This window comes from Brevundimonas sp. 1080, from assembly GCF_040545985.1.
In the GTDB taxonomy this organism is placed as follows: domain Bacteria; phylum Pseudomonadota; class Alphaproteobacteria; order Caulobacterales; family Caulobacteraceae; genus Brevundimonas.
The window spans coordinates 415,447-434,925 of record NZ_JBEPMW010000003.1; the positions used below are offsets into that span (position 1 = coordinate 415,447).

Genomic DNA, 19,479 nt, shown 5'->3' on the forward strand with positions numbered 1-19,479 from the left:
GTCAGCTCCCCGACTTCTCGGCGATGACCTTGAGCACGGCGTCGGCAGCCAGTTCGGATGGGTCCGGTCCTCCGCGCCCCATCAAGTCCAATGCCGCCATCTGGCGACGCGCCTGTTCGGCCGCCAGGGCCGGGTCGGCCAGCAGCCGCCCGACCGCCGCCGTCAGGATGGCCGGGGTCGCCTCGTGCTGGATGAATTCGGGCGCGATCCGGTCGTCAGCCGCGACATTGAACAGGGTGATGTGTTTGGCGGTCACGAACCGCTGCATCAGCTGATAGCTGAGCCCGTCGATCTTGTAGGCGATGACCATCGGCGCGCCAGCCAGCGCGAGTTCGGTCGACACGGTGCCGCTGGTGGCCAGGGCGACTGTCGCGGCGCGCATGGCGTCATACTTTTCGGCTTCGTCGACCAGATGAACGCGGAAGGGCCAGGCCGCGACGCGGCCTGCAACATCGTGAGCCACCGTCCCCGCGGCGACCACGGCGACTTCCAGGCCGGGGTTCGTGGTCTTCAGTTTTCTGACCGTCGCCTCATAGACGGGGGCCATTCGGGTGATCTCACTCGGCCGGCTGCCGGGCAGCACCAAGAGAAGCTGCGCATCGGCCGCGATCCCACGACGCGCGCGGAACGCTGCATCGTCCGCAGCATCAACATTCACATGAAGCGCAGACGAACCGACGACGGTCGTCGGCAGGCCCTCGCGCTCGAACCAGGGCGCATCGAAGCCATAGAGGGCAAGAAGATGGTCGACGGCGCCCGCCAAGGTTTTGGCCCGGCCCGGCCGCGAGGCCCAGACCTGAGGCCCGACGTATTTGATCAGCGGCAGGTCCGGCCGCGCGGCCCGGATCGCCTTGGCCACACGGATGGTGAAGCCCCAACTGTCGATCAGCACCACGGCGTCGGGCTTTTCCCGCTCGGCCAGCGCCGCCGTCTGCTCGACGCGCCGCTTGACCTTGCCATAGGCGCGCAAACCCTCAATCCAGCCCAGGATCGAGAGTTCGGCGATATCGAAGGGGCTGACCACGCCTTCGGCCGCCATCTTGGGTCCGCCGACGCCGACAAAGGCCACACCGTCGCCTAACCGCACCTTCAACGCCCTGGCCAGACCGGCGCCCAGCGCATCGCCAGAAGCCTCCGCCGCCACCAACATGATCTTTAGCGGACGGCTCACCGATCCTCGCCCCAGACGAACAGGCCCAGACGGTTCGCCGTCTCGACGATGGCCGCGCGATCAATCAGGATCAAACGTCCGGCCACCCCGCCGATGCCCGCCAGACCCGCCGCCGCCGCCATTTCGACGGTGCGCGGCCCGATCACGGGCATATCGACGCGCAGATCCTGAATGGGCTTGGGCGCCTTGCCGAGCGCGCCCCTCGGGCTATCAGCCGCTCCACGCAAGTCGGCGGGAAGATTGGCGACGCGGGCCAGCATCGCGTCCGTGCCTTCCTGCGCCTCGACCGCGAGGACCAGCCCGTCACAGACCACGGCACCCTGACCGATATCCAGTTCACCCGATTTTTCGGCGACATGCAGCGCCTTTTTCAGATCGCCTAACTGCTGCTCGGTCGGCGATACGGCGCCCAGCGCGCCTGCGCCAAGCGTGTCGCCGCCCAGTATGTCGTCGGCACCCTCGACGGCGAAGCCTTCGGCCTCGAACACTGACAGGATTTTGCGCAGCAGGGCGTCGTCGCCCTTGGAGGCGGCGGCGACGATGCCCGGCAACAGGGTCGCCCCTTTGAAGTCGGGTTTCAACGTCTTGAAATCCGGCCGATTGACGATGCCCGCCAGACACACGGTCGTGCAGCACTCTGACTTCAACGCCTTCAGGATCGCGCCGATCTGCGCCATGCCGAACTCAGCGCCGCGCCAGCGCGCCAGATGCTCGTCCGCGAACCCCGCCAGACGGATCACGAAAACCGGCCGCCCGAGCGTATCGCAACGCGCCGCGACGGCCGCCGGCAGATCGCCGCCGCCTGCGATCAGACCCAGCTTTCCAGCCGCGCTCATTCCGCGTTGGGCAGGCACAGCGGACGCCGCCCACCGTCGCGGATGAAGGCGATGATTTCCATGATCTCGGGCAGGTCGGCATAACGTTGCGCCACGCCGTCTATCCGACCGGCGAACTCGCCCTCGCCCTCGAACAGATCGCGGTAGGCCGCCAACAGACGCCTCACCTGATCCTTGCCGTAGCCCTTGCGCTTCAGCCCGATCAAGTTCAGCCCACGCAGCCGCGCGTGATTGCCCCAGGCCGAGCCGTAGGGGATGACGTCGCGCGTCACCGCCGCCAAACCGCCAATGATCGCGCCCTGCCCGACGCGGCCGTTCTGGTGCACCGCGCACAGCCCGCCCAGAAACACCTTGTCCCCGACCTGAGCATGACCGCCCAAGGTCGCGTTGTTGGCCATGACCACATTGTCGCCGACGACGCAGTCGTGACCGACATGGGCGCCGGTCATGAACAGGTTGTTCGAACCCACGACCGTGACGCCCGTCCCCTGCGGCGTGCCCCGATTGAAGGTGCAGTGCTCGCGGATCAGGTTGTTCTCGCCGATCTCCAGCCGGACCGTCTCGCCCTTGTAGCCATTGTGCTGCGGGTCGCCGCCGATGACGGCGAACGGGTGGATGACCGTTCCGGCCCCGACCGTCGTGTCCTGCTGGACCACGACATGACTGACCAGACGCACGTTGTCGCCCAGCACCACATTCGGCCCGACCGTGCACCAGGGGCCGACCTCGACCCCCTCGCCCAGGGTCGCCGTCGCGTCGATCAGAGCCGTGGGGTGAACGGTCATCAGGCCGCCGGCCCAGGCGCTGGAGCAGGCACAGTCACGACCATCGCCATGAACTCGGCTTCGGCCGCCAGCTTGCCGTCGATGAAGGTCTCGCCCCGGAACTTGTAGGCGTCGCCCCGCGCGCGGATCACCTTGACCTCCATACGGAGCTGGTCGCCGGGCCGCGCGGGCTTTCTGAAGCGAACCCCGTCGATCGACATGAACATGATGACCTTGTCGGCCACGGCGACATCCAGCGTCTTGGACATCAGCAGGGCGCCGGTCTGGGCCATGGCCTCGACGATCAGCACGCCGGGCATGACGGGATCGATCGGGAAGTGACCGGGGAAGAAGGGCTCGTTGTGGGTCACGTTCTTGATGCCGACGATCGACGTCGCGGGCACGAAGTCTTCGGCCTTGTCCACCAGCAGGAAGGGATAACGGTGCGGCAGCCGCCGCATCACCTCGGCGTAATCGATCTTGCCTTCGACGGCAGTCGTGTCGCTCATCCCTATGATTCCTTCGGAGCCTTCTTCGATGAGGCCTGTTTGGCGAGCCAGACCGTCTCGCGCAAGAACTGTCGGATCGGACGCGCCGGATAACCCGACCAGGTCTCGCCGGCAGGAACATCGGCCAGCACACCGGCCCCCGCCGCGACGCGCGCACCCTCGCCGATCGTGATGTGGTCGCCGATCCCAGCCTTGCCGCCGAAGATGACATTGTCGCCCACGGTCACCGAGCCCGAGATGCCGGTATTGGCGACCAGCAGACAGTTGCGGCCGATGACGCAGTTGTGGCCGACCATGACCAGATTATCGATCTTGGTGTTCTCGCCGATGACGGTGTCGTCATAGGCGCCGCGGTCGATGCAGGAGTTGGCGCCCACCGTCACGCCGTCCTGAAGGATGACGCGGCCCAGTTGGGGAATATCCATGACCCCCGCCGCCGTGCCCGTGGCGCCGAAGCCCGCTTCGCCGATCCGGGCACCGGCATACAGCTTCACCCGGTCGCCGATCAGCGCGAAGGCCACGCTGACGTTGGCGCCGATCACGCAATCGCGGCCGATCTGCACGCCGGGCGCGATGACGCTGTTGGCGCCGATGCGGGACCCGCGACCGATGCGGACGCCCTGCCCCAGGATCGCGCCGGGTTCGACCACGACGCTGTCGTCCTCGGCCGCCTCGTCGCGGCTGATCGCTTTATCCAGGAGTATGGGGCGATGCAGCGCCAGCGACACTTTGGCCCAAGAGGCCTGAGGCGTGCGCGAGACGATGACGGCGGCAGACGACGGCGCGGCGTCCTTGGCCTCAGCCGGAACGATAACGCAGCCGGCCTGGGTCGTCGCCAGCGCAGCGGCGAACTTGCGGTCACCCAAAAACGCGATCGCGCCCCCGTCCGCAGAGGACAAGGGCGCAACGGAGGCGATCATGCGATCCCCGCCCCGCTCGACCTCGCCGCCGATCTGCACCGCCAGATCGGCGACGCTGAGGGGCGACAGGGTTTCGAAAAAGCGAGGATCGGGCATCGACGACTTAGTTGGCGGCGGCCGGTTGAGCCTGCGTTTGAGCCGGCACCGCCATACGGTTGAAGCTCAGTGTCGGCAGGGCCGTGTTCAGGCGCTGGATCGCCAGATCGGTGACGTCCATGGCCGGGTTCATCATGAAGACGCTCTCGCGGTCCAGCAGCAGGCCGCAGCCCTTCTCCTGATACAGGGCGGTCAGGATCGGCGACACGGCCTCGGTGATGGCCTGACGCTGCATGCCCAGGGTGTAGCGCAGCTCGTTTTCGCGGGTGGCTTCCAGCTGTTGCGCCTCTTGCGCGCGCTGCTGCAGAGCCTGACGGCGTTGTTGCAGCTGGTCGGCCGGCAGGCTGGCGCCGGCCGATTGCAGCTGCTGGGCTTCAGTCTGGATCTGGGTTGCATACGGTTGCAGCTCGCCCTGAACTTCTTGGGCCAGTTGTTGCATGCGGGCTTCGACGGCCTGGCCGGCCGACGACTGGGCCAGCAGGCGCGCATTGTAATAGACGCAGACGCCGGGGATCACCGGGCCGGGATTGGCGGGCGCGCCGGTCTGTTGCGCCGAGGCGGCGGTGGCGATGAGCGAAGCAGCGGCGGTCGCCGCGATGATCAGAGCTTTCATGGTGTTTCCTCGTGCGGTCGAAAAAGCCGCGATTAGAACTGGGTGGAGGTCGAGAAGCGGAAGGATTCCGTCTTGTCGTAGTCTTCCTTGGACAGAACCTTGGAGATGTCGAAGCGGATCGGACCCATCGGCGACTTCCAGTGGATGCTGACGCCCGCCGACGCGCGCAGTGAGAGCTCATCGGCGATGTTGGCGTTCACCGTCCCGGTGGACGTCAGCTTGTAGCGGTCATCCAGCACGCCCAGCGTACCGACATCGGCGAACAGCGAGGTCTTGATGCCATATTGCTCGGGCAGATAGTTCGGCAGGGTCAACTCGACCGTACCGATGGCGTAGAAGTTGCCGCCCAGGGCGTCGGTCGTATTCAGATCGCGCGGTCCCATACCGGCTGTCTCGAAGCCGCGGAAGCTGTTGCCGCCCTTGAAGAAGCGATCGTTGATGCGGATCGGGTCGCCGTTCCAGCCGCTGACGTAGCCGGTGGAACCCTGAACGCTGACGATCCAGTTCGGCGTAAAGCCGTAGTACCAACTCGCATCGGCCTCGGTCTTCACATAGTTCACGTCGCCGCCCAGACCCGCGAGGTCCTGACGCAGAGACCCGGCCCAGCCGCGCGTCGGACGGATCGGATCGTTGGTGTAGTTGACCTGTAGCGTGTAGCCCGCCGACGAGTTGATGAAGCTGCCGATCTGATCGCAAAGCGCCGAAGATCCCTGCCCCACGCCCGAGCAGAAGCCCGTCGGCACGATGATCTCGTCGGACTTCAGGAAATAGCGAGTGCTGAGCAGCATATTGCCGTTCAGCGGATAGGACAGACGCAGCCCGGCGCCGGTCGAGCGATAGTCGTACGATGAATATTGGCTCAGGTCGTAGCGCGAGTGGAACAGGTCGAAACCGGCGCGAAGATCACGTCCGAGGAACTTCGGCTCGGTGAAGCGGAAGTCGACCTGCTGGCGCAGCGAACCCCACTCCAGACGGGCGACCACGTTCTGGCCGCGTCCGCGGAAGTTCCGCTCCGAAATGCCCAGGTTGACCGTGAAGGAGTCGACGGAGCTGAAGCCCGCGCCGACGGACAGTTCGCCGGTCGGCTGTTCTTGAACGTTGACGTTGATGACCGAACGGTCCGGCGCGCTGCCGCGCGTTTCCTCGACCGTCACGTCCTTGAAGAAGCCCAGGGCCCGCAGGTTGTTGCGCGAGCGCTCCATCAGGGCGCGGTTGAAGGCGTCGCCCTCGGTCAGCAGCAGTTCGCGGCGGATCACCGGGTCGATCGTGCGGGTGTTGCCGACCACATTGATGCGATCGATGTAGACCCGCTGGCCCTCGGACACGTTGAAGGTCACATCGACCGTGTCCGTCTCGGGATTGGCCTTATAGGTTGGATTGATCTCGACGAAGGCGTAACCGGCCGAACCGGCTGCGAACGTCAGGGCGTCGACGGCCTGCTCGATCTTGTCGCTCTCGTACAGCTGGCCTTCCCGGATCGGCACGAGGGCCTTCAGGAAGTCGGCGTTCAGCCGGTCGTTCTGGGTGACGACCTTGATCTCACCGAAGTTGTACTTGTCGCCCTCGTTCAGCGTCAGGGTTAGCTGGAACGCCTGATCGTCAGGCTGCAGCTCGGCGACCGAGGACACCACGCGGAAATCGTAATAGCCGCGGTTAGTGTAGAACTTCCGCAGTTGCTCCTGATCGTATTCCAGGCGGTTGGGATCGTAGTTGTCGTTGTTGGAGAAGAACTTCCACCAGGTCGACTTCTCCGTGACCATCACGCCGCGCACGTCGCGATCGGAAAACGCCTCGTTGCCCAAGACGTTGATGGCGCTGATCCCGGTCTGCGGGCCTTCGTTGATTTCGAAGATCACATCGACGCGGTTCTGTTCCAACTGGACCAGTTTGGGCGTCACGGTCGCAGAGATGCGGCCCTGGAGGCGATACAGTTCGACGATGGCGCCGACGTCCTCCTGGACCTTGGCGCGGGTGTAGATGCCGCGCGGCGCCAGGGTCACTTCCTTGGTCAGCTTGTCCTTCGACAGCGCCTTGTTTCCCTCGAACACCACCTGGTTGATGATGGGGTTCTCGACGATTTGGACGATCAGGTCGCCGTTCTGGATGCCCAGTTGCACGTCGGCGAACAGGCCCGTGCGCGACAGGGTGCGCACCGCGACGTCCAGCACCGAGGCGTCGACCGCATCACCCGGACGGATCGGCAGGTAGGACAGGACCGTCGTCTGGTCGATCCGCTGCGCGCCCTGCACGATGATGCGATTGATCGTGATCGTCTGCGGCGCAGCGATCTCGACACGCGGTTCGGCAGCGCTCGCCGGGGCCGTCTGGACTGGCGTTTGAGCCGGCGCAGCAGGCGTCGTCGCCGGCGCGGCTTGGGCCGGCGCGGTCTGGGCCAGCGCGGGTGCGCCCAGCCCGGCGGCGACCGCCAGAGCCAGCAGGCTGGAGCGGGCGCTCAGTCGAACGGCGGCGCGAGAGGTCATGTCATTCATTCGGGAAACCGTCGGGGGCTGGCGTCGGCTCACGAGACGAGCCCGCCGAGGAATTGGAAGATATTGAGCTTCTGTAGGTCGTTCCACGTTGCGAACAACATAAATCCCGCCAAAAGCGCAAGGCCTGCACGATAGCCCATCTCCTGGAACCGCGCCGACACAGGCTGTTTCGCCACAGCCTCATAGCCGTAGAAAAGCAGATGCCCGCCGTCGAGGACCGGAATGGGAAGCAGATTTAGAAAGCCGATTCCGATCGAAAGTATGGCGGCCAAGGTTGTCAGCGTCAGGATCAGGTTGATCGCCATGGCGCCAGGCGCTGGATTGGCTTCGACCGCAGCCGTGGTCAGCGAGCCCGTCGCCTTGGCCATGCCCAGCGGACCGCTGAACTGATCGCCCGACTCGCGGCCCGTCGCCAGGCGTCCGAGGTAGGTCAGGGTCGAGCCGATGACGTCGGCCGTCTGGCGCGCACCCTCCACCACGGCGTCGATAGGGCCGTAACGCACGTGGCGGACATCGCCGGCTGACGAGCCCAGCCCCAGGCCGATGCGGCCGACCTTGACGCGTCCGGCGATGGGGTCGTTTTCCTCGCGGCGTTCCGGCGTCGCGACCAGCTCGACAGGACGCCCGGCGCGCTCGACCGTGAAACGCACGGGATCGCCGGTCGAAAGCATGACGGTGCGGGTGACGGCGCTACCGTCCTTGATGGCCTTGCCGTTCACCTCGGTGATAAGGTCGCCGACCTGGAATCCAGCGGCTGCGGCCGGCGATCCCGCCTGGACCTGAGCGACACGCGCCGGGCGCAAGGACACGCCGACCGCCATAAAGACGACGGCGAAGATGGTGATGGCCAGAATGAAGTTCGCGATGGGTCCGGCCGCGACGATCAGGGCGCGCTGCCACACCGGCTTGAAGTGGAAATAGTCACGTTCGGCGCCGGGCCCGCGCTCGGCCACCACGCGCCGGCGCAACTCGTCCAGTCCGGCCCGATCAGGCACGCTGGACGCATCCAGATCGCCCGAGAACTTCACATAGCCGCCGAGCGGCAGCCAACCGAGACGCCATTCGATGCCGTGACGATCGGTGCGGCTGGCCACGGCCTTGCCGAAGCCGACCGCGAACCGGTCCACCTTCACGCCAAAGGCGCGCGCGACGAGGAAGTGACCCAGTTCGTGGATGGTGACGATGAAGGTCAGCACCAGCAGGAACGAGGCGATGGAGATCAGGACCTGACCCAGGACGCCCAGCATTCGAAAATCGTCTCCCCTGGCCTGCTGTCAGGCCGCATTCGCAAGGCCAGCGATGACGCTCTCGGCCATTCGACGCGTCTCGGCGTCGACCGAAAGGGCCGCGCCGCAGGCGTCTCCAGAACCGAAAGCCATCCCCGCTTTCGTCGCACGCTCAAGGGTTTCGGCGACGACTGCGGCAATATTGAGAAACGCCAGCTTGCGGTCAAGGAAGGCGAAGGCGGCGACCTCGTTGGCGGCGTTGAACACGGCGGGCGTCGCGCCGCCCGCCTTCAGGGCCTGACGCGCCAGATCGAGGGCGGGAAAGCGCGTCAGATCGGGCGCTTCGAACGTCAGCCGACCCAGCGCAGCCAGATCCAACTTGGGCGCCGGCCACGCGATCCGATCCGGCCAGGCCAGAGCGCAGGCGATCGGCGTGCGCATATCCGGCGGTCCCATCTGGGCCAGGGTCGAACCATCCACATATTCCACAAGGCTGTGGATGATCGATTCGGGGTGCACCACGACGTCGATCCGATCCTGCGGCATATCGAACAGATAGGCCGCCTCGATCATCTCCAGACCCTTGTTGGCCATGGTGGCGCTGTCGACCGAAATCTTGGCCCCCATGCTCCAGTTGGGGTGGGCCACGGCCTGTTCGGGCGTGATGCCGACCATCTGCTCGCGCGAAGTCTGGCGGAACGGTCCGCCCGATGCCGTCAGGATCAGCTTGGCCACGCGCTCAGGCGCTTCGGCCGGAAACACCTGGAAGATGGCGGAGTGTTCGGAATCGACGGGGATCAAGCGCCCCCCTGCCCGCTTGACCCGTTCGATCAGGGCGGGGCCGCAGCAGACCAGGCTTTCCTTGTTGGCCAGCGCCAGGGTCGCGCCCGTCCCCGCCGCCGCCCAGGCGGACTTCAGACCCGCCGCTCCGACGATGGACGCCATGATCCAGTCGGCAGGCCGCGTCGCCGTCTCGACGATCGCGGCGTCGCCGGCGGCGACAGCGACGTCCGTGCCGGACAAGGCGTCGCGCAGTTCGTCCAACCGCGCAGGATCCGCCGTCACGGCCAGCTTGGGCCGCCAGCGTTTGGCCTGCTCGGCCAGTTTGGCGATATTGGCGCCGCCCGTCAGGGCCTCGACCTCGAACGCGCCTGTGCCCGTCGCCTCGGCTTGAGCCATCAGGTCCAGCGTGGAAGCGCCGACCGATCCGGTCGCGCCAAGCACAGTGATGCGACGCCGGATCATGCCCCACGCTCCAGCATCAGGACGATCAGTCGGCCAGCCGCGACGACCACGACCGCGAACATCAGGCCATCGACACGGTCCAGCAGGCCGCCGTGGCCAGGAATGGTGTTCCCCGCATCCTTGACCCCGAACCGTCGCTTCAGCGCCGATTCCCACAGGTCGCCCGCCATGGTTGCCAAAGCCCCCGCAAAGCCCAGCACTGCCCCCCAGACGACGCTCAAGGCGCCCATATTGACCCAGGCCGTCATGACGGCGCCCGCAACCGCGCCGGCGGCAACACCGCCGATGAACCCGGACCAGGTCTTGTTCGGCGAGAAGCGCGGCCACAGCTTGGGTCCGCCAAAGGTGGATCCTGCCAGGTAGGCCACAATGTCGGCCGACCAGGCGACGGCGAAGACCAGCACGGTCCAGTGCAGCCCGATCAAACTGTCGACGTCCCGCAGCCAAATCAGCAGGACCGAAGGCCAGCCGAGATAGAGCACGCCATAGGCGGCATCCAGCGCCTCCTGCCCTCGGCTGCGGGCATAGACTCCGGCCGCGACCGCGCCGAACACCAGCATGATGAAGGCGACGGACATGGCCCCGAAATGGGCGCTGATCACCGCCGCCACGACGCCGAAGCTGACCGCGCCGCCCATGACGCGGCGCGCATGCGGCGCACTCATCGCCGCCCATTCGAACGCCAGGACGACGCTGGCCACAATCATCAGGGCCAGGAACCACACGCCGCCGCCCCACGTCGCAGCGACCGCGGCGGGCGCCAGCACGACGGCGGACGCAGCCCTGAGGGCGATATCCCTACCCTTGACCGCCATCAGGCCGTCGCGCGCTCAGGCGCGATCACGCGTCCGCCGAAACGGCGGTCGCGCTGACCAAAGGCCGAGATCGCCTCAGCCAAGGCCTTGGGGCCATAGTCGGGCCACAGAATGTCCTGGAACACGAGCTCGGCGTAGGCCGCCTCCCACAACAGAAAGTTCGACAGCCGCTGCTCGCCCGACGTGCGCACGATCAGATCAAGCGGCGGCGACCCCGCCGTGGCCAGCCCTGCCGTCAGAATCGCCTCGTTGAAAGGCTCGACCGTCTCGCCCGCCAGCACCCGCTCCATATGGCGACGCGCCGCGTCCACCAGATCGGCGCGACCGCCATAGTTGAAGGCGACCTGCAACAGAAAGCGATCGTTATGGGAGGTCTGGGCCTCGGCCCGTTCGATGATGGCGGCGATATCGGCCGGCAGTCCCTGGCGTCGCCCCAAAATCTTCAGCCGGACGCCGGCCTTGGTCAGTCGGGCCAGATCGCTGGCGACGTAGGACCGCACCAGCCCCATCAGGTCCGACACTTCGTCCTCGGGCCGGCTCCAGTTCTCGGTCGAAAAGCCGAACACCGTCAGGCAATCGATGCCCAGATCCGGCGCCGCCTGGATGGTGCGCTTCAGCGCCTGGACGCCCTCACGATGGCCCAGGGCTCGCGGCAGGCCGCGCGCCTTCGCCCAGCGTCCATTGCCGTCCATGATGATGGCGACGTGGCGCGGGCCGTCCTGACCCTGCTTGTCTGGGCTTTGGCCTGAAGGCGCGGCGCGGTCTGCCGTCATCTGTCGTGCGATCCCTTCCGGACCCAGCCGTTTCGCCTCAGACCTGCATGATCTCTTGTTCCTTGGTCTTCAAGGTCTCGTCGATGCGCTTGATGGCCGCGTCGGTGTCCTTCTGGACCTCGGTCTCCATCTTCTTTTGCTCGTCCTGGCTGATCTCACCGGCCTTCTCGGCCTTCTTCAGGTCGTCGTTGGCATCGCGGCGGACGTTGCGAACCGAGATCTTCTGCTGCTCGGCGTATTTGCCGGCCAACTTGACCAGGTCCTTGCGGCGTTCCTCGGTCAGGGGCGGCACCGGAATGCGCAGGGTCTGGCCGTCCACGATCGGGTTCAGACCCAGGTTGGCGTTGCGGATCGCCTTTTCGACGGCGACCACCATGCCCTTGTCCCACACATTGACGCTCAGCATCCGGGGCTCGGGCACGCTGATCGCGGCGACGGCGGTCAGGGGCGAGGCCGAGCCGTAGGCTTCGACCCGCACGGGCTCCAGCAGGCCGGCGTTGGCGCGGCCGGTGCGCAGACCGCTGAACTCTTCCTTCAGGGCGGCGACGGAGCGATCCATGCGGTCGCGATAGGTCTTGAGGTCAGGCTTTGCCATGGTCTTGGTCTCTCTTGTCTTTCCTGGTCAGGCGAACGTTCAGGCGACGTCCTGAATGACCGTGAACGTGCCTTCGCCGGTCAGGGTCCGGCGCAGCGAATTGTCTTCCCGAATGGAGAAGACCACGATCGGTATCCCCGTGTCGCGCATCATGGCGATGGCCGAGGCGTCCATGACCCGCAAATCCTTGGCCAGAACATCCTGATAGGACAAGGTCTCGTAACGCGTCGCGTCGGGATCCTTCTTCGGGTCGGCGGTATAGACCCCGTCCACGCTGGTGCCCTTCAGCAGGGCGTCGCAGCCCATCTCCGCCGCACGCAGCGCCGCGCCCGAGTCCGTGGTGAAGAACGGTGCGCCCACACCGGCGGCGAAGATCACGACCCGGCCCTTTTCCAGATGCCGCAGCGCGCGCCGGCGGATGTAGGGTTCGGCGATGGCCGCCATCGGAATGGCGCTCTGCACGCGGGTCGAGACGCCGATCTTCTCCAGCGCCGACTGCATGGCCAGGGCGTTCATGATCGTCGCCAGCATGCCCATATAGTCGGCCTGGGCGCGCTCCATGCCGGCCGCCGCCTTGGACAGACCGCGGAAGATGTTGCCGCCGCCGATGACCAGGCAGATCTCGACGCCCTCGGCCGCGACGTCCGCGACGGCCTTGGCCACCGCATCGACGGTCTTCATGTCGACGCCGAACGACTGGTCGCCCATCAGCACCTCGCCCGACACCTTCAGCAGGACGCGTTTGTAGCGGAAGGTCGAGGGGGCGTCGGGCATGCGGGAAGGTCCGTTTGACTGCGGCGCCATTGAATCAGGCGGCTTCTTATAGACGAAAGGCGCGCCGGCCATCAAAGCCGAACGCGCCCTTCTGATACAAAACCCTCACGAATGAGGGGAATGTTTTTTAGTTGCCGCCCATCATGGAGGCGACTTCCGACGCGAAGTCGGGGCCTTCGACCTTCTCGACGCCTTCACCCAGCGCCAGACGGACGAAGCCGGCCAGGTGCAGGTTGGAGGAGCCCAGTTCCTTGGCCGAGTTGGCGACCAGTTGTTCGATGGTCACGTCCGGATCCATGACGAACGGCTGCTTGGACAGCACCACGTCCTTCTGGAACTTGTTGATCTGACCTTCCACGATCTTTTCGATCATGGCTTCCGGGCGACCTTCTTCCTTGGCCTTTTCGATCAGAACGGCGCGTTCCTTCTCGATGGCGGCGGGGTCCAGGTCGTCGGTGTTCAGCGACAGCGGCGCGGTGGCGGCGACGTGCATGGCGATCTTGCGGCCCAGTTCGCGAAGCGCGGTCTTGTCGCCCTCGCCTTCCAGAGCGACCAGCACGCCGATACGGCCGACGCCCGGCGAAACCGCGTTGTGGACGTAGGTCGAGACGACGCCTTCCGACACCGACAGGCGGGCGGCGCGGCGCAGTTGCATGTTTTCGCCGATGGTGGCGATCATGTTGGTCACTTCGTCCTGGACCGTCTTGCCGGCTTCCAGTTCGGCGCCGTGCAGGGCCTCGACCGAGTGGTGCTCCAGACCCAGTTGGGCGAACGACTTGGCGGCGTTCTGGAACAGCTCGTTGCGGGCGACGAAGTCGGTTTCGGCGTTGAACTCGATGGCGGCGGCGACTTCGCCCTTGCCGTCTTCCTTCGACGCGACGGCGACCAGACCCTCAGCGGCGACGCGGTCGGCCTTCTTGGCGGCCTTGGACAGGCCCTTGGCGCGCAGCCAGTCGATTGCTGCTTCGATGTTGCCGTCGTTTTCGACCAGCGCCTTCTTGCAGTCCATCATGCCGACGCCCGAACGCTCGCGAAGCTCCTTCACGAGGGCGGCAGTGATCTCGGCCATGTTCTTCTCCTTGGGGGATTTCGTATGTGGGAACGGCCGGACTGATTTAGCCCGGCCGTGTGTCAGTTCGTCAGGCGGCGCTCAAGAACGCGAACGCCGCCCGGCGGGCGATCAGCCCTCGGCCTTCTCGGTTTCGGCAGCCGGCTCAGCAGCGGCTTCCAGTTCGGCGGCGGCGCCTTCCGTGCCGGCCGGCGCGGCTTCGGCTTCAGCCTTGGGGGCCGAGGCTTCACGCAGCATCGGCTCGACCGGAGCTTCCGAAGCGCCCAGGTCGATGCCCGAGGCCGAAGCACCGGCGGCCAGACCGTCCAGGACGGCGTCGGCGATCAGGTCGCAGTAGGTCTGGATGGCGCGGGCGGCGTCGTCGTTGCCGGGGACCGGATAGGTGATGCCGTCCGGGTCCGAGTTGGTGTCCAGGATAGCGATGATCGGGATGTTCAGCTTGCGGGCTTCCTGGATCGCGATCGCTTCCTTGTTGGTGTCGATCACGAACATGATGTCCGGGATCGAACCCATGTCCTTGATGCCGCCCAGCGACAGCTCAAGCTTGTCCTTCTCGCGTTGCAGGTTCAGCAGCTCTTTCTTGACGCGGCCTTCGCCGCCGTTTTCCAGAATGCCTTCCAGCTCACGCAGACGAGCGATCGAGCCCGACACGGTGCGCCAGTTGGTCAGCGTGCCGCCGAGCCAACGGTTGTTCATGTAGTACTGGGCGCAGCGCTTGGCGGCTTCGGCGACCGGCTCTGCGGCTTGGCGCTTGGTGCCGACGAACAGAACGCGACCGCCCTTGGCGGCGACTTCGCGCACGGCCACCAGAGCCTGGTGGAACAGCGGCATCGTCTGCGACAGGTCGATGATGTGGATGTTCGAGCGCGAGCCGAAGATGTAGCGGTCCATCTTCGGGTTCCAGCGGTGCGTCTGGTGGCCGAAGTGGGCGCCGGCTTCAAGCAGGGTGCGCATCGAGAATTCAGGCAGAGCCATGATCGTTCAGTCCTTTTTCCGATCAAACGTGGCGCGGGGGATTAAAGGTCTGAAGACCCTCGGAATGGTGCGGATCGGGATGTCTCCCCGAAGCGCGCCTCTCCCGCGTTGCGAAATGCGGGGGCCATGTAGGCCGGATGGGCCGCAATAGCAAGCGCAGCCCTGCAAATGCGAAAAAGGCGGCCCCTTACGGGACCGCCTTTGGTCAGCAACGCGACGGCTGCCTTTACTTCATCGCGTCTAGCAGGGTTCTGGCACGGTCGCGGTGCGCGGTGACGGGCGTCACCAGTTCGCGCGCGAGGGTGGCCAGAGCCGGCGCTTCGGTGTTGTCGGCAAAGCCGTTCAGCAGCGTCAGCGTCTCGTTGTGGGCGGCGACCTGCTGGTCCAGATAGACCTTGTCGAAGTCATCCGGCGTGGCGGCGTTCAGATTGTCGATCAGGCCCTTGCGGCGTTCGTCCAACGTCGTGGGGATGGCGACGTTCGGCGCAGCGGTCGCCTGAGCGGTGGCCAGTTTCTCGCCGGCGGCGGTGTGATCCTTGGTGATCATGGCGGCCAGAGCCTTCACGTCCGCATTCTTGGACTTGGCTGCGGCGATCTTGGCGGCTTCCAGCTCATACATGTTGCCGGTGCCCAGGCCGGTGACGAAACCGTCGACGGTGTTGGCGCCCATGGTCATGGCCGAGGTCTGACCCACGACGCCGGACGTGGCGTCTTGGGTGGCGTTGACCGCTTCGCCGGTGTTCTGGGCGGCGCTGTCGCCACCCTGGTTGCAGGCGGCGAGAAGGGCCAGCGAGGCGACGCTGGCGATGGCGAGATATTTCATTGGAACAGTCTCCCTATGGACTGACCAAACCCATCACGCGTCCGTGAGGTTCCGAAAAATCAAAAGCTTGACCATATCCGAGAGGGCTTAGGCGTCCTCCAGCATAACGACGCCCGGCGCTGACTTCAGCGCGCCGCGCAGGGCCCCGTCCAGGCGATAACGACCGGGAATCTTGACCTCCACCTCGCGCCCTTGATCGAGGCCTGCGATCATCAGCGACACCTCCCCGCCCTTGCCGATCGCGCCTGATCGCGCGCGTTCCAGCCGCGCCTTCAGCGCCTCGGCGTCTGCACTGCGGGCCGAGACATGGATGCGAAGGCCGATGTTGGCGTCGTCCAGCAGATTATCCATTTGCGAGGCGTCGTCGCCGAAGAAGCGCACCTCTCCCTCCGAAGACTTGGCGCGCACGCGCACCATGACCGAGGCGCCGGGCTCCAGCACCTCGCGGCATTTGCGCAGTTGTTCGGGCGGAAACAGGCATTCGAACTCGCCGGTCGGGTCCGAGAAGGTCACGAAGGCGAACTTCTCGCCCGTCCGCGCGCTGGCCCGCTCCTGTTTGCGACGAACGACACCCGCCATCTGGAACGCTTCATGGCCGGACTCAGCCAGCGGGATCGCTTCGGCGACGAAGGTGACGCGCTTGCGCTTCAGGGCTGAGGTCATCTCGTCCAGCGGGTGGCCCGACAGATAGAAGCCGACCGCCGACAGTTCGTGATCCAGCCGCTCCGGCCCGACCCAGGGCTCGACGCTCTTCAGACGCGGGCGCGCGGCATGGGCTTGGTCGCCGCCGAACAGCGACACCTGCGACGAGGCGCGTTCGGCCGCCACGCTCTGACAATAGGCCATCAGAACGTCGGCCTGTTCCAGCAACTGACGCCGGTTGGGGTGGATGCTGTCGAAGGCGCCGGCCTTGGCCAGGCCTTCCAGCGCGCGCTTGTTCACGCTGCGCGGATCGACGCGCTCGAGGAAGTCGAAGATGTCGGCAAACCGCCCGCCCGTCTCGCGCACCTCGATGACATGTTTCATCGCCTCGAGACCCACGTTTCGGATCGCGCCCAAAGCGTAGAGCACCGCCCCCTTGTCGTCGTCCCAAGCCACGTCGAAGTCGGCCGACGAGCGATTGATGTCGGGCGCCAGGACCGGCACGTCGAACCGTTTGGCGTCCTGATAGAAGACCGCCAGTTTGTCGGTGTTCGACAAGTCCAAGCTCATGGACGCCGCGAAAAACTCGACCGGCTGATTGGCCTTCAGCCAACCCGTCTGGAATGAGATCAGCGCATAGGCGGCGGCGTGGGACTTGTTGAAGCCGTATCCGGCGAATTTGGCGACCAGGTCGAAGATGGAGCCGGACTGCGATTCCGGCACGGCCTTCTCGGCGGCGCCCTTGACGAAGCGAAGGCGCTGGAAATCCATCTCCTCCTTCTTCTTCTTACCCATCGCCCGGCGCAGCAGGTCGGCCTCGCCCAGGCTGTAGCCCGCCAGGATCTGGGCGATCTTCATCACCTGTTCCTGGTAGATGATGACGCCGTAGGTCTCGGTCAGCACCTCTTTCAGGCTGGGATGCAGATAATCGACCTCCGCGCGCCCGAACTTACGGTCGATATAGGTGTCGATCATCTCCATCGGCCCCGGCCGATAAAGCGAAATCAGGGCGGTGATCTCTTCGATGGAGCCGCAGCGCATCTTGCGCAGGGTGTCGCGCATGCCCTGGGATTCCAGCTGGAACACCCCGACCGTCTGACCAGAGGCCATCAGCTCGTAGGTGCGCGCATCATCCAGCGGCAGGCTGTTCCAGTCCCTGGCTGCGCCGCGCCGTTCAAGATAGCCGCGCGCCCGATCCAGCACCGTCAACGTCTTCAGGCCCAGGAAGTCGAACTTCACCAGGCCCGCCGGCTCGACCCATTTCATGTTGAACTGGGACGCCGGAATGGTGGAGCGCGGATCCTGATACAGCGGCACCAGTTCCGTCAGAGGCCGGTCACCAATTACGATGCCGGCTGCGTGGGTGGAGGCGTTGCGGTATAGCCCCTCCAGCTCCAGCGCGGTTTCCAGCAGGGTCTTCACCGCCGGCTCGGCGTCACGCGCCTCCTTCAGGCGCGGCTCGATGTCGATGGCCTGGGCCAGGGTGACGGGCGCTGCCGGGTTGTTCGGCACCATCTTGCAGAGCCGGTCGACCTGACCCAGCGGCATCTGCAGCACACGGCCCACGTCGCGCAGCACGGCGCGCGCCTGCAAGGTGCCGAAGGTGATGATCTGGGCCACCCGGTCCTTGCCGTAGCGGTCCTGCACATAGTCGATCACCTCTTCGCGCCGCTCCTGGCAGAAGTCGATGTCGAAGTCGGGCATGGAGACGCGTTCGGGGTTCAGGAACCGCTCGAACAGCAGGCCGAACCGCAACGGGTCCAGATCGGTGATGGTCAGGGACCAGGCGACCAGCGAGCCGGCGCCGGAGCCGCGCCCCGGCCCCACGGGAATGCCGTGGGTCTTGGCCCATTTGATGAAGTCCGACACGATAAGGAAGTAGCCAGGGAAGCCCATCTGCTGGATGATCCCGACCTCCCACTCCAGACGGGTCCAGTATTCCTCTTCGGGAACGGCCGGCGTGACCTCGGTCAGGCGGACCTTCAGCCCCTCGCGCGCTTGGTGGGCCAGTTCATCGGCCTCGGAGCGCCCGGCGCCGGTGTCGAAGCGCGGCAGGATGGGCGCGTGCGTATTGACCAGGAAGGCGCAGCGGCGCGCAATATCGATGGTGTTGTCGCACGCCTCGGGCAGGTCGGCGAACAGCTCGCGCATGACGGCGGCCGGCTTGAACCAGTGTTCGCCGGTGATGCGGCGGCGATCCTCCTGCCCGGTGAAGGCGCCGTCGGCGATGCACAGCAGGGCGTCGTGCGATTTCGCCTGCGCCGCCTTGGCGTAATAGACGTCGTTGGTGGCGACCAGCGGCACGTCGTTGGCATAGGCCCATTCGACCAGCCACGGTTCGGCGCGCTTTTCGTCCTCAAGCCCGTGGCGTTGCAGTTCGACGTAGAAGCGGTCGCCGAACGCCGCCTTCATCGCCGCCAGAGCGGCGGCGCCTTCGGCCTTCTTGCCTTGGGCGAACAGCGGATCGACCGGGCCGTCGGGGCCTCCGGATAGCAGGATCAGGCCTTCGGAGCGGGCGACCACCTGCTCCCAGGCCACGCCCGGCTCGGCCATTTCTCCGGCGTCCAGATAGGCGGACGACGACAGGGCGCACAGGTTCAGCCAGCCGGTCGTGTCCTGAGCCAGCAAGACGATGGTCGGAACCTTGGCCCAGCGGGCGTTGACCTGGCCGCCGATGCCGAAGACCGGCAGGGCGCAGGCCACGAGCGGCTGAACGCCCGCATCCTTTGCCGTCTGGCTGAACTCCAACGCGCCGAACAGGTTGGCCCTGTCCGCCACCCCAACCGCCGGCATTCCGGCGTCGGCTGCCAGCTTGCCGACCTTGGCCGCCTTGATCGCGCCTTCCAGCAGCGAATAGGCCGAGCGGACCCGCAGATGGACAAAACCCTGACTGTTCACCGGCTCGTTCACGCCTTCTTCGACCCTGGCCCGCTGAAGAGCCCTACTCTACCCTGAGTCTCATATCGGGTGGCGTGCGGCCATCGCAAACCGGTCGCCCCACAGATCGGCTGTGGATCGCTGGCTTCAGACGGTCCTCGAAAAAAACACCGTCTAAAGTGTCTAATTCGTCTGATCTCAGGCGGAGACGCTGATCGCCACGGTCCAGACCATCCATACGAAACCGCCGCACGACGCCAGCGACAG

The 19,479-nt window shown here is 65.8% G+C and carries 17 protein-coding genes; all 17 read right to left on the reverse strand.

Annotated elements, in window-relative coordinates; all coding sequences use genetic code 11:
• Window position 1: 1 nt before the first annotated feature.
• Window positions 2-1,171: a lipid-A-disaccharide synthase gene (gene lpxB, locus ABIC32_RS12655; protein WP_354074412.1), complete on the reverse strand. Its 1,170-nt coding sequence runs from the start codon at window positions 1,169-1,171 to the stop codon at window positions 2-4.
• Entirely contained in the window at window positions 1,168-2,007 is an 840-nt protein-coding gene (gene lpxI, locus ABIC32_RS12660; protein WP_354074413.1) for a UDP-2,3-diacylglucosamine diphosphatase, read from the reverse strand. The genes lpxB and lpxI overlap by 4 nt, the downstream gene beginning before the upstream one ends.
• Window positions 2,004-2,792 carry an acyl-ACP--UDP-N-acetylglucosamine O-acyltransferase gene (lpxA, locus tag ABIC32_RS12665; RefSeq protein WP_354074414.1) on the reverse strand — a complete coding sequence of 263 codons (789 nt, stop codon included), beginning with the start codon at window positions 2,790-2,792 and terminating at the stop codon, window positions 2,004-2,006. The genes lpxI and lpxA overlap by 4 nt, the downstream gene beginning before the upstream one ends.
• Entirely contained in the window at window positions 2,792-3,286 is a 495-nt protein-coding gene (fabZ, locus tag ABIC32_RS12670; protein WP_045811203.1) for a 3-hydroxyacyl-ACP dehydratase FabZ, read from the reverse strand. Before fabZ ends, lpxA begins: the two co-directional genes overlap by 1 nt.
• Complete coding sequence (lpxD, locus tag ABIC32_RS12675; RefSeq protein WP_354074415.1) at window positions 3,283-4,296, reverse strand: UDP-3-O-(3-hydroxymyristoyl)glucosamine N-acyltransferase; 1,014 nt, start codon at window positions 4,294-4,296, stop codon at window positions 3,283-3,285. The genes fabZ and lpxD overlap by 4 nt, the downstream gene beginning before the upstream one ends.
• Before the next feature lie 7 nt (window positions 4,297-4,303).
• Window positions 4,304-4,909 carry an OmpH/Skp family outer membrane protein gene (locus ABIC32_RS12680; RefSeq protein ID WP_354074416.1) on the reverse strand — a complete coding sequence of 202 codons (606 nt, stop codon included), beginning with the start codon at window positions 4,907-4,909 and terminating at the stop codon, window positions 4,304-4,306.
• 32 nt (window positions 4,910-4,941) lie between these two features.
• Window positions 4,942-7,398, reverse strand: a complete 2,457-nt coding sequence (gene bamA, locus ABIC32_RS12685; RefSeq protein WP_354074417.1) for an outer membrane protein assembly factor BamA — start codon at window positions 7,396-7,398, stop codon at window positions 4,942-4,944.
• Between the two features lie 29 nt (window positions 7,399-7,427).
• Complete coding sequence (locus tag ABIC32_RS12690) at window positions 7,428-8,645, reverse strand: M50 family metallopeptidase (RefSeq protein ID WP_354074418.1); 1,218 nt, start codon at window positions 8,643-8,645, stop codon at window positions 7,428-7,430.
• A 27-nt stretch (window positions 8,646-8,672) separates the two neighbouring features.
• Window positions 8,673-9,869, reverse strand: a complete 1,197-nt coding sequence (gene dxr / locus ABIC32_RS12695) for a 1-deoxy-D-xylulose-5-phosphate reductoisomerase (RefSeq protein ID WP_354074419.1) — start codon at window positions 9,867-9,869, stop codon at window positions 8,673-8,675.
• Window positions 9,866-10,684 carry a phosphatidate cytidylyltransferase gene (locus ABIC32_RS12700; protein WP_205680905.1) on the reverse strand — a complete coding sequence of 273 codons (819 nt, stop codon included), beginning with the start codon at window positions 10,682-10,684 and terminating at the stop codon, window positions 9,866-9,868. Before ABIC32_RS12700 ends, dxr begins: the two co-directional genes overlap by 4 nt.
• Complete coding sequence (gene uppS / locus ABIC32_RS12705; RefSeq protein WP_354074420.1) at window positions 10,684-11,457, reverse strand: polyprenyl diphosphate synthase; 774 nt, start codon at window positions 11,455-11,457, stop codon at window positions 10,684-10,686. Before uppS ends, ABIC32_RS12700 begins: the two co-directional genes overlap by 1 nt.
• A gap of 37 nt (window positions 11,458-11,494) precedes the next feature.
• Entirely contained in the window at window positions 11,495-12,052 is a 558-nt protein-coding gene (frr, locus tag ABIC32_RS12710; protein WP_017503964.1) for a ribosome recycling factor, read from the reverse strand.
• A 39-nt stretch (window positions 12,053-12,091) separates the two neighbouring features.
• Complete coding sequence (gene pyrH / locus ABIC32_RS12715; RefSeq protein WP_045811327.1) at window positions 12,092-12,826, reverse strand: UMP kinase; 735 nt, start codon at window positions 12,824-12,826, stop codon at window positions 12,092-12,094.
• A 127-nt stretch (window positions 12,827-12,953) separates the two neighbouring features.
• On the reverse strand, window positions 12,954-13,895 hold the full coding sequence (tsf, locus tag ABIC32_RS12720; RefSeq protein ID WP_039247421.1) for a translation elongation factor Ts: 942 nt from the start codon (window positions 13,893-13,895) through the stop codon (window positions 12,954-12,956).
• A 111-nt stretch (window positions 13,896-14,006) separates the two neighbouring features.
• Entirely contained in the window at window positions 14,007-14,870 is an 864-nt protein-coding gene (gene rpsB, locus ABIC32_RS12725; RefSeq protein ID WP_017503967.1) for a 30S ribosomal protein S2, read from the reverse strand.
• Between the two features lie 226 nt (window positions 14,871-15,096).
• Window positions 15,097-15,693: a DUF4142 domain-containing protein gene (locus ABIC32_RS12730; protein ID WP_295240839.1), complete on the reverse strand. Its 597-nt coding sequence runs from the start codon at window positions 15,691-15,693 to the stop codon at window positions 15,097-15,099.
• An 87-nt stretch (window positions 15,694-15,780) separates the two neighbouring features.
• Window positions 15,781-19,245, reverse strand: coding sequence for a DNA polymerase III subunit alpha (gene dnaE / locus ABIC32_RS12735; protein WP_354074421.1), 3,465 nt, complete (start codon window positions 19,243-19,245; stop codon window positions 15,781-15,783).
• Window positions 19,246-19,479: the final 234 nt, after the last annotated feature.